8 protein-coding genes and 2 rRNA genes are annotated in these 9967 nt (G+C 61.3%); 6 read left to right on the top strand and 4 right to left on the bottom strand.

Features of this window, described 5'->3' with window-relative positions:
• Positions 1 to 53: 53 nt before the first annotated feature.
• Positions 54 to 395 (top strand): tryptophan synthase subunit beta, encoded by a 342-nt coding sequence (locus U9R80_RS00635; protein WP_274117089.1) that lies wholly within the window; start codon positions 54 to 56, stop codon positions 393 to 395.
• Between the two features lie 36 nt (positions 396 to 431).
• Here U9R80_RS00635 and lapD read toward each other — a convergent pair whose 3' ends face one another.
• Complete coding sequence (lapD, locus tag U9R80_RS00630) at positions 432 to 2378, bottom strand: cyclic di-GMP receptor LapD (RefSeq protein WP_301843386.1); 1947 nt, start codon at positions 2376 to 2378, stop codon at positions 432 to 434.
• A gap of 10 nt (positions 2379 to 2388) precedes the next feature.
• Positions 2389 to 3051, bottom strand: a complete 663-nt coding sequence (gene lapG / locus U9R80_RS00625; RefSeq protein ID WP_442964953.1) for a cysteine protease LapG — start codon at positions 3049 to 3051, stop codon at positions 2389 to 2391.
• Between the two features lie 333 nt (positions 3052 to 3384).
• Between lapG and U9R80_RS00620 the strand changes: the two genes are divergently transcribed.
• The 5 genes from U9R80_RS00620 to U9R80_RS00600 all read left to right on the top strand — a co-directional run bounded on the left by U9R80_RS00620 (position 3385) and on the right by U9R80_RS00600 (position 9555).
• Complete coding sequence (locus U9R80_RS00620; RefSeq protein WP_301843382.1) at positions 3385 to 4077, top strand: GntR family transcriptional regulator; 693 nt, start codon at positions 3385 to 3387, stop codon at positions 4075 to 4077.
• Positions 4078 to 4221: 144 nt separating this feature from the next.
• Positions 4222 to 4725 carry a sigma-70 family RNA polymerase sigma factor gene (locus U9R80_RS00615; RefSeq protein ID WP_301843380.1) on the top strand — a complete coding sequence of 168 codons (504 nt, stop codon included), beginning with the start codon at positions 4222 to 4224 and terminating at the stop codon, positions 4723 to 4725.
• 6 nt (positions 4726 to 4731) lie between these two features.
• Positions 4732 to 5700 (top strand): FecR domain-containing protein, encoded by a 969-nt coding sequence (locus U9R80_RS00610; protein WP_301843378.1) that lies wholly within the window; start codon positions 4732 to 4734, stop codon positions 5698 to 5700.
• Positions 5701 to 5875: 175 nt separating this feature from the next.
• Positions 5876 to 8293, top strand: coding sequence for a TonB-dependent siderophore receptor (locus U9R80_RS00605; protein ID WP_301843388.1), 2418 nt, complete (start codon positions 5876 to 5878; stop codon positions 8291 to 8293).
• 86 nt (positions 8294 to 8379) lie between these two features.
• Positions 8380 to 9555 (top strand): PepSY-associated TM helix domain-containing protein, encoded by a 1176-nt coding sequence (locus U9R80_RS00600; RefSeq protein WP_301843376.1) that lies wholly within the window; start codon positions 8380 to 8382, stop codon positions 9553 to 9555.
• Between the two features lie 62 nt (positions 9556 to 9617).
• On the opposite strand, the gene rrf (U9R80_RS00595) is transcribed toward U9R80_RS00600, so the two are convergent.
• Positions 9618 to 9733, bottom strand: a 5S ribosomal RNA gene (gene rrf / locus U9R80_RS00595).
• Between the two features lie 110 nt (positions 9734 to 9843).
• Positions 9844 to 9959, bottom strand: a 5S ribosomal RNA gene (gene rrf / locus U9R80_RS00590).
• Positions 9960 to 9967: the final 8 nt, after the last annotated feature.

Genomic DNA, 9967 nt, shown 5'->3' with positions numbered 1-9967 from the left:
TTGGCCTATGCTGCTGACTGCGGTCACGGACTCAATTTGACGAGGGATACCCCATGTTCTACGTGCAACGCGATGCACAGGGCCAGTTGCTTCGAGTAGAAGCCGCCGCCTTCGATGGGTACACGGAAGAGTTGCCGGCCGACCACGCCGAGGTTCAGGAATGGTTCGCCGACGATGTTGTCGAGAACAGCCTCAAGCAACTCAAGCAAAGCGATCTGGACATGATCCGGGTGCTTGAAGATTTGATCGAAGTGCTGACCACCAAAGGCGTGATCAGCATCACTGACCTGCCAGCCGGTGCGCAGGCCAAGTTGCTCAACCGCTCCAGTGCCCGTGAAGCCCTGGGCGGCCTGAACAACCTGATCGACGACAGCGAAGAAAGCGGTCTGATCTGATCGCTGCGGGCCTCCCTCAGGCCCGCTCAGCCTGTTTCAGCGCCAAGGTGCGGGCTCACCCACCAAGCGGCCCTGAATGCCCTGAATACCCATCTCGCGCAGCACCTTGAGCTCACCCTCGGTTTCTACCCGTTCGGCAATCAGCGGCAGATCGATGCTGTGCGCGGCGCGCTGGATCGCTTCGATGAACAGGCGCTTGTGCTGCTCCTGGTCGATGGCGCGAATGTAGCTGCCGTCGATCTTCAGGTAGGCCAGGCCCAGGTGGGCCAGGTTGCCGATCATGCTGAATCGCCCGCCGAACCGTTGCAGGCTCAGGCTGTAACCCAGTGCGTGCAGGCGCCGGGTCAACTGCTCAAGCATGGCCTGCTCGGGCAGTTGCTCTTCACCGATTTCCAGGGTCAGGCGCGAGCCCAGGGCAGCATGCTGGCCGAGCAGCTCATAAACACGCTGCAAGGCATCGGGGTCGGCCAGGGTGGCTGCCGACAGGTTCAGCGCCAGCGCTTCAGTGTGCGTTTGCAGGTGCTTGAGCACCTTTTCGAGCATCAGCACATCGAGCCGCGCCGACCAGCCAAAGCGCTCCAGCCAGGGCAGGAAGCGTCCGGCGGCAACGGCCTGACCTTCGGCGTCGAGCACCCGCGAGATCACCTTGTAGTGCAGCACCTTCTCCGGTGAATTGCAGTCCACCACCGGCTGAAAGAACAACTCGAACCGCCCTTGCTGCAGCGCCTGGTCAAGCAGCGTATGCCAGGCGTGATGGGTATCGCCGGCCTGCGGTGCAGTACCTTGCTCAAGACAAACCCAGCCAGGCTCCACCTGGTTCTCGGCCCGGGCCAGGGCTTCGTCGGCCAGCTTGAGCAATGCCTGCGGTGAGTCGCCCGGGCTGTAGGGGGCCATGCCGATGCAGGCGACCGGGGTGACATCGGTGGCGCCAGTGTCGGCCAGGCTCTGCAGCGTCACTTCCAGGGCCTGGGCCAATTGCACCGCCTCTTCATGCACCAGCCCCGGCGCCAGCACCGCGAACTCGCCACCACGGCTACGGGTGATCAGGTTGTTGGTTTCCGGGTAATTGGCACAGGTGCGCTGTAGTTGCTGCCCGACGGCCTGGAGCAACTGGTCGGTGCGCTGGCCTCCCAGGCGCTGGTTGAGCCCGGCCAGGTCCTTGACCCGCAACAGCAACAGGTAACCAGGACGGGCCTCTTCGATATTGCTGACCTGGGCATTGAGCTGCATCTCGAAATAGCGGCGGTTGGCCAGGCCGGTCAGGCTGTCCTGGTAGGATTCGACCCGCAGCTTCTCGCTGCGCTCGGCCTGCTCCTTGAACAGTGCCTTGAGCTTTTCGACCATCTGGTTCATGGCCTGGACCACCCGGCGCAATTCAGGGGTGCTCGGCAGGTCGGGCAGGCTGAGAAACTCCCGGCGGGCAATGGCGTGCGACTGCTCCACCATGTAATCCAGCGGCTTGAGCTGGCGACGCAGCAACAGAGCGCCCAGCACTGCGCTCAAGGCGCCGCACAGCAGCAACCAGCCCAGGCTGCCCAGGGCGCTTTGCCAGAGCTTGGCCAGGGCAAACATCGGGTGGCTGACCACCTCGACCCGTGCCGCCTGCTGCCAACCACGGCTGACGATGGCGTCACCGCCGGCGGGCTCAAGGCCGATCAGGCGAATGAACCAGGCCGGCACACTGCCTGCTTCAGCCTCGGCGTGGCGCTCCACCAACACGGCGTTGGAGCCCAGGTCGACGACCTTGATGCTTGAGTAGTAGCCACTGTCGAAGATTGAACTGACCATCAACTCGACCATCGCCGGGTCGTCGATATTCGGGGTCAGCGACAATGCCAGGGCGGTGGCAGCATCCTGGGCGTGGGAGCGCAATTGATTGACGTATTGGCTGCGCGAGCTCTCCAGGCTGACCATGAAGCTGCCGCTGAAGGCGACTACCAGGAACAGGCAGATGGCAAGCAGCAATTGTTTGAACAGTGACATCTGTGCTCCTTTAGTAAACCGGCTCGGCCGGGAAACCTTCGGCCTGCATCTTTTTCAGTAGATCCTGCCAGCGTGACAAGCGTTTCGTGTCGCCGACCTTCTTGTTGCCCCCTGCCCCCGTCAGCCACAGTCCTTCACCATTGAAGGAATAGACCGGCAGCAGGTCGGTACGCTCACTGGCGGGCTTGATCGCATCCATCAAGCTATCGAGTACCAGCGGCATGGCATTGGGGCTCGAATAGTAGGTCAGGACCATGTGCGCGCGGTTCTGACGCAGTGCCTTGACGTAGGTAATGCGCAGCTTATCCGCCGGCACGCCCATACGCCGCAGGCTGAAGTACTTGGCGATAGCATAGTCTTCGCAATCGCCCGCCCCCTTGATCAGGGACTGTATGGGCGTTGCCCAATAGTCGACCTCGCGCCACAGGTCGATATCTTCGACATAGCGCAGCTGGTGGTTGAAGAACAGATTGACCCGTTTGAGCTGCTCGGCCTCGCTGCCCTGCTTCTGTGTGGTCAACAGATTCTGCCAGGCATCGATACGACCTTGTCCCGCCCCCATTGGTCCGTACAGGGACTGGGCGCGACGGCTGATCTGGGAGAAGTCCCAATCGGCCTGCAAGCTGCCCAGCAGCAGGCAGCCGAGCACGACGGCAAGGCCCAGCCGGCGCATGGTCAAGTGAACAGCCCAACGTATCGCCACTGCGAGAACCCGCGCAGACTCATGGAAAAGCACCGATGGTGCGGCCTGGTCCATTAAAAAACAATGGCACCTTACAATCATTGCGCCATCCGCTTACTGGCCTGCAGCAAAGTCTTGGCCAGCCGCTCTGTCGGCGCAGCTTCCCTTGGGGAAAAACTTCATTCACGATAGCAAGTACCGCCGCGGCCGCTGCCTGCCGGCAACGATGGACGCCTGTCCCCCGCGGTTTGACATGCACCCATCCTCTAACTAGTGTGATTGGATCCAATCAATGACACACCTCAACACAGGGCAGCGTACAGCGTGACCGATAAATCCAGACCTCTGAGCGAAATACTGGGCGGCGAGCAAGTGCCTCCGCACCTGGCTCGTAGTGTGATTGAAGAGCGGTTGCGCAGCGCTATCCTCGATGGCCGCCTGGCACCTGGCCACGCCCTGCGCCAGCAGGAACTGGCCACCCTGTTCGGCGTCAGCCGGATGCCGGTGCGCGAAGCCCTGCGTCAGCTTGAAGCGCAGTCGCTGTTGCGGGTGGTGGCGCACAAGGGCGCCGTGGTCGCACCGCTGATTGGTGAAGATGCCGTGGACACCTACGCCCTGCGGGTGATCCTGGAGTCCGAAGCGCTACGCCAGTCGATCCCGCTGCTTGAGCCGGAAGACATTGCCCTGGCCCGCAGCTACATCGCGCAGTTGGAAAACGAAACCCGCCATGCCGAGATTGGCCGGCTCAATCGCCTGTTTCACATGAGCCTGTACAGCAAGGCCAGCAACAAGAAACTGCTGCGCCTGATTGAGATCGAACTGAACGAAGAGGAGCGCTTTCTGCGTTTTCACTTGTCTTCGATGGGCCTGGGCAAGCTGACCCAGGATGACCATAACGGCCTGGTGGACGCCGCCAACGACAGGTCGGTCGAGGACGCCATCCGTATTCTCGAGCGCCACTTGAACAAGGCTGAGATCACCATCAAGGCCTACCTCAACAGCCGATCTGCCGAATAATCCCCTTCACAGACACGCTTTGTAGCCGCGGCCGCCAGGCTGTGATCGGCCGCGAAGCGCTGTTCGAGAAAAGTTGCAAAATATTCCCGGCGCACCAACAATGCGACTAATTATCATTTGTGACCCCTCCAGCAGCGCACCTACATGTCTTCTCAAGAGTCCGTGCATTCGCTTTACAGTCATCACCACAGTTGGTTGAACTCCTGGCTGCGCAGCAAGCTGGGGAATGCCGCCGATGCCGCAGACCTCGCCCAGGACACCTTCGTGCGCCTGTTGCAGCGCAGCGAGCAGTTTGAACTCACTGCCCCACGGGCCTTTCTGCGCACGATCGCCCGGGGCCTGGTGATTGATCATTGGCGCCGTGAAGAACTGCACCGGGCCTACCTTGAAGCCCTGGCGCATCTGCCGGAGGCTGAAGTCCCGTCGGTCGAGACCCGTGAACTGCTACTGGAGTTGCTCGAAGGCATCGCGCAGATGCTCGACGGACTCAAGCCCAAGGTCCGCCGGGCTTTTCTGCTCGCGCAGTGTGAAGGGCTGACCCACAAGGAGATCGCCGAGCAAATGGGCGTTTCCCTGCGCTCGGTCGAGCGTTATGTGGCCGATGCGCTGTATCACTGCTATCTGCTGCGTTATGAGTCGCAGGATTAAACGGCGATGAGCGCTCTGAATCCCGCGCCCCGGGTAGTCAAGCAAGCCATTCACTGGATGCTCAAACTGCGCGAGAACGGCAACAGCCCTCACCTGCTGCAACAGTGCGAACACTGGCGCGCGGCCCATCAGGAGCATGAGCTGGCCTGGCAACGGGTGCAGTCATTGCACCAGGAGTTGAACCTGCGTTCGCTGCCCGGTGCCAGTGTCGCCTTGCAGACGCTGGAGAACAGCAACCAGCGCCTGCATCGGCGCCAGGCACTGAAACTGCTCAGTGGCGTCGTGGTACTCGGCTCGGCCGCCTGGCTGGGCAAGGATCTCCAGGCGCTCGATAACTGGACGTCAGACTTTGCCAGCGGTACGGGTGAACGCCGCAGTTTCCGCCTGCCCGATGGCTCTGTGCTGCAGCTCAATACCGACAGCGCCGCCGACCTGGCCTTCGACAGCAAGCAGCGGCTGATCCGCCTCAAGCGCGGCGAAATGATGCTGACCTGCGCCAATGACACGGCCAATGCGGCCAGCCGTCCACTGCTGGTGCAAACACGCCACGGCCTGCTCGAAGGGTTCGATGGCCGCTTCGTGGTACGCCAGGACCCGGACTGCACACGGGTGAGCGTCAGCCAGGGCAGCGTCGCGGTGCATGCACCCGGCGCACTGCAATGGTTTGGCGCCGGCCAGTCACTGCGGCTCGATGCCCAAGGCGTCAGCCTGCTCCAGCAACTGGACATGGACGCCGGGGCCTGGGCCGAAGGCCTGATCGTGACCCGCGATATGCGCCTGGCCGATTTTGTCGCCGAGGTCGGCCGGTATCGACATGGCATGCTCAGTTGCGCCGATGACATTGCCGACCTGCGCCTGTCAGGGGTGTTCCGCCTGGAAGACACCGACAAACTGTTGCAACTGCTGCCACAGACGTTACCCGTCAAGGTCAGCTACCGGACACGCTGGTGGGTGCGCCTGGAACGGCTGGCCTGATTTTCTGCAGATATTTCTGTCGGGTTTTTCTCGCGAGTCCGGCTAGGACAGTAAGCGACTTCTTCTGCCCTTACCGACTTAACGGATGTTCTCCATGCGTAATGTTTCGCCTTTGCTGCGGCCCACTGGAAAGAATGATTTTCAACCTGTCTTAGATTCTGCTTGCCGCAGCACCCTGGGCAACGCAATCCGCGCCGCCCTGCTCGGCACCGCCCTGGGTGTGGCTGCATTGCCCACCCAGGCGCTGGCGGAACAGGCCGGTAGTGTGAGCCAGCAATACAGCATCCCGGCCGGCTCGCTCAACGAAGTGCTCAACCAGTTCGCCCGTCAGGCGGGTATTACCCTGTCGAGTACGCCCCAGCTAACCGAGGGCTTGCAATCACCTGGCCTGTCGGGCAGCTACAGTGCCGACCAGGGCTTGCGCCAGTTGCTCAATGGTTCCGGGCTCGAAGCCAGCAGCCAGGATGGCAGCAGCTATGTGTTGCATGCTCAGGCGCAGGACGCCGCCCTGGCCCTACCCTCCACCGAGGTGCGCGAGTTTGCGCTGGGCAACGCACTGGGTAGCATGGAGGGCTACAACGCGACCCACAGCCAGGTCGCGACCAAGACCAGTATGGCGCTGCTGGAAACCTCACAATCGGTGTCGGTGGTGACCCGCCAGCAGATGGACGATCAGGGCTCGCAGACCGTGGCCCAGGCCATGCGCTACACCCCCGGGGTACTGACCAACCCCTACGGCGCGACTCACCGCTACGACTACGTGGCCATGCGCGGCTTCAACGATGGCTCTGTGGATAACATCTACCTGGACGGCCTTAAGTCCATGGGGGACAACGGCACCTACAGCACGATGCAGGTCGACCCGTACTTCCTCGAGCGCATCGACATTCTCAAGGGGCCCTCCTCGGTGCTCTATGGCCGCAGTTCGCCGGGCGGCCTGGTTGCCCTTACCAGCAAGAAGCCGCTGTATGAGCCGTTCCGCCAGGTGCAGGCGACGGTGGGCACGCAGGGTCAGCGGGGCGCCGGGTTCGACTTCAGCGGCCCGCTGGATGAGGACAAGCGCATCGCCTATCGCCTGACCGGCCTCGCCGACGCTTCCGACACCCAGTTCGATCACAACAAGGAAGAGCGCTACGCCTTGGCGCCTTCGGTCAGCATCAACTTCAGCGAAGACACCTCACTGACCCTGCAGGCCTACCTGCAACACGACCCCAACGGCGGCTACCACGGTGCCCTGCCGGCAGATGGCGCCCTGCATCCACGCAATGGCCTGCGGCTGTCCGATCACTTCTTCGAGGGCGAGCCCGACAGCGACAACTACGAGCGTACTCAGCAGTCCTTCAGCTATCAGTTCGAGCATCGCTTCAACGATGTCTTCACCGCACGACAGAACTTCCGCTACCAGGATTCAGACGTGTCGATGGACCAGGTCTACTTTGCCGGCTGGGCCGACCCCGCTACCAACGAGATGAACCGCGCCTATACCGGCGGTGACGAGCGGCTGCATTCATTCATCGTCGACAATATGCTGCAAGCCGAATTCTTCACGGGCTCCGCCAAGCACACCTTGCTCACCGGTGCCGACTATCAGCGCCGCAAGGCGCTCGTGGACTGGCGCTACGGCACCGTCAACAGCCTGGACGCCGGGAACCCGCAGTACGGCAATGGTGACCTGCAGATCCTGGGTGAAAACCGTTACCTGCGCCGCCTGCAGCAGACCGGCGTGTACATGCAGGACCTCATCGAACTGGACAACTGGCGCTTCTCCCTGGGCCTGCGGCAGGACTGGGTGAAGACCTCCGAGGAAAATCGCGATATCGAAGGCAGCCGCGTCAGCGATTCGCCGACCAAGCTCACCGGCCGCGCGGGTGTGCTGTATGTCTTCGACAATGGCATCGCGCCGTACATCAGCTACTCCGAGTCGTTCAACCCCAACAGCGTCTCCGACCAGAACGGCAAGCCGCTGGCACCTACCGAAGGCACCCAGTGGGAAACCGGTATCAAGTACCAGCCACCGGGTACCGACAATCTGTTCACCGCGTCGGTGTTCCACATCGAGCAGGAGAACCTGGCCTCCAAGCAACCGAACGAGGACTTCTATCGCCCGGTGGGTGCGGTTCGCTCCCAAGGCCTGGAGCTTGAGGCCCACGTGCAGGTCAGCGACAACCTCAAGGTGCTGGGCAGCTACACCTTCACCGACATCGAGTACTCCAAGGCGATGCCAAGCCTGGTAGCCGCCGACCTCGACAACAACGGCAACTCGCCCACCCAGGCGCCGCGGCACATGGCGTCACTGTGGGCTGACTACAACTTCCGCCAAGGTGCCCTGGACGGACTTCGTCTTGGGGGTGGCGTGCGGTATGTGGGCTATAGCTGGGTCGATGCCGAGAACACCATGAAGGTGCCCTCCTACACCCTGTTCGATGCCTCGGTCGGCTATGACCTGGGCAAGGTCGGCCTCAAGGGCATGGATGTGCGGGTCAATGCCAACAACCTGACCAATGAGAGCTACATCGCCTCTTGTGCCAGCCTGAGCTACTGCTACATGGGCGAAGAGCGCAACGTCAGCGCAACGGTCAGCTATCAGTTCTGATCCCAGGGTAATGAACGCCAAAGCCAGCACCTGATTCAGGGGGCTGGCTTTGTTGTATGTGGCGACTTCAATTCGGACTTTCGATCATGCGTCATCTCTACGTTCTACTGCACCGCTACCTTGGCCTGGTCACGGCCCTGTTTCTGGCCATGGCTGGCCTCACCGGCAGTGTGCTGGCCTTTCATCACGAGCTGGACGAATGGCTCAACCCCTCCTTCTATGACGCCCCTGCGGTGGGTGAGCGACAGCAACCGGGCGCGCTTGTGGATAAGGTTCAAGCCGAGCATCCGCGACTGCAGGTCTGGTACATGGAGTACCCGAACGAGCCTGCGCATGCCGCGCTGCTGGCAGCCGTGCCACGCAATGACCCGGCGTCCGGGCAGCCCTACGCCGAGAAGAACACAGTCTTCTACCTCGACCCGGTCAGCGGGCAGACACTCGGCCAGCGCTACTGGGGCGAGTGCTGCTTCTCGCGTGAGAACTTCATGCCGTTCATGCTCGAGCTGCACTACAGCCTGACCCTGCCAGGCAACTGGGGGATTCTGTTGATGGGCGTGGTGGCGATTCTCTGGGTGCTCGACTGCTTCATCGCCGTGTTGCTGACGCTGCCGCGGGGGCGGCCGTTCTGGCGCAAGTGGTCCACTGCCTGGAAGATCAAGGGTGGGCATGCATATCGGATGAATATGGATATCCACAGGGCTGGTGGTTTATGGCTGTGGTTGTTGCTGGTGCCGGTGGCAATCAGCAGCGTGGCGATGAACTTGCCTGCCCAAGTGTTCAAGCCGGCGGTGTCGTTGTTCTCGCCTGTGGCGCCAAGCGTCTATGAGGCCCGAGGCGGCCTGCCGAAGGATGAGTTGGGGCAGACGCTGCTGACTTATCAACAGGCCTATCAGTTGGCTCAGCAGGAGGGTCAGCGCCTGGGGCTGACGGCACCGATCGGCGAGCTGTATTACAGCTTCGAGTACAACTTCTACGGCGCAGGCTTTGGCCAGCACGATACCGATGCCCAGGGTAAGTCCTGGCTGTTCTTTCACGGCACCGACGGGCGGTTGCTGGATAAAGAGATCGCCGGGCAAGGCACGCTGGGGGAACGCTTCTACCGCTTGCAGTTACCCATACATGGCGGACGCATCATTGGCATGACGGGCCAGGTGTTGATTGCGGTGCTGGGGGTGATGATTGCAGTGCTGTCGTTGACCGGGGTGTACATCTGGTGGCGCAAGCTGCAGGCGCGGCGCAATAGCAGAGCAAGGAAGGTATAAATCCCAACCCCCAGAAAGACAAAACCCCTGTCTGCAGTGCAGACAGGGGTTCTGGAATTGAATCTTGACGATGACCTACTCTCACATGGGGAAACCCCACACTACCATCGGCGATGCATCGTTTCACTGCTGAGTTCGGGATGGGATCAGGTGGTTCCAATGCTCTATGGTCGTCAAGAAATTCTGTGTGCCGGTCCGTCTGTAGCGACGTGCCAGCGAATTCTTGATGCTTCTACCCTAAAGACAAAACCCCTACCTGCGTGTGCAGATAGGGGTTTCGGAATTTAATCTTGACGATGACCTACTCTCACATGGGGAAACCCCACACTACCATCGGCGATGCATCGTTTCACTACTGAGTTCGGGATGGGATCAGGTGGTTCCAATGCTCTATGGTCGTCAAGAAATTCTG

Source organism: Pseudomonas sp. JQ170C (assembly GCF_035581345.1).
In the GTDB taxonomy this organism is placed as follows: Bacteria; Pseudomonadota; Gammaproteobacteria; order Pseudomonadales; family Pseudomonadaceae; genus Aquipseudomonas.
Note: the sequence above shows the minus strand (reverse complement) of the source record. Positions and strands in the feature narration are given on the sequence as shown.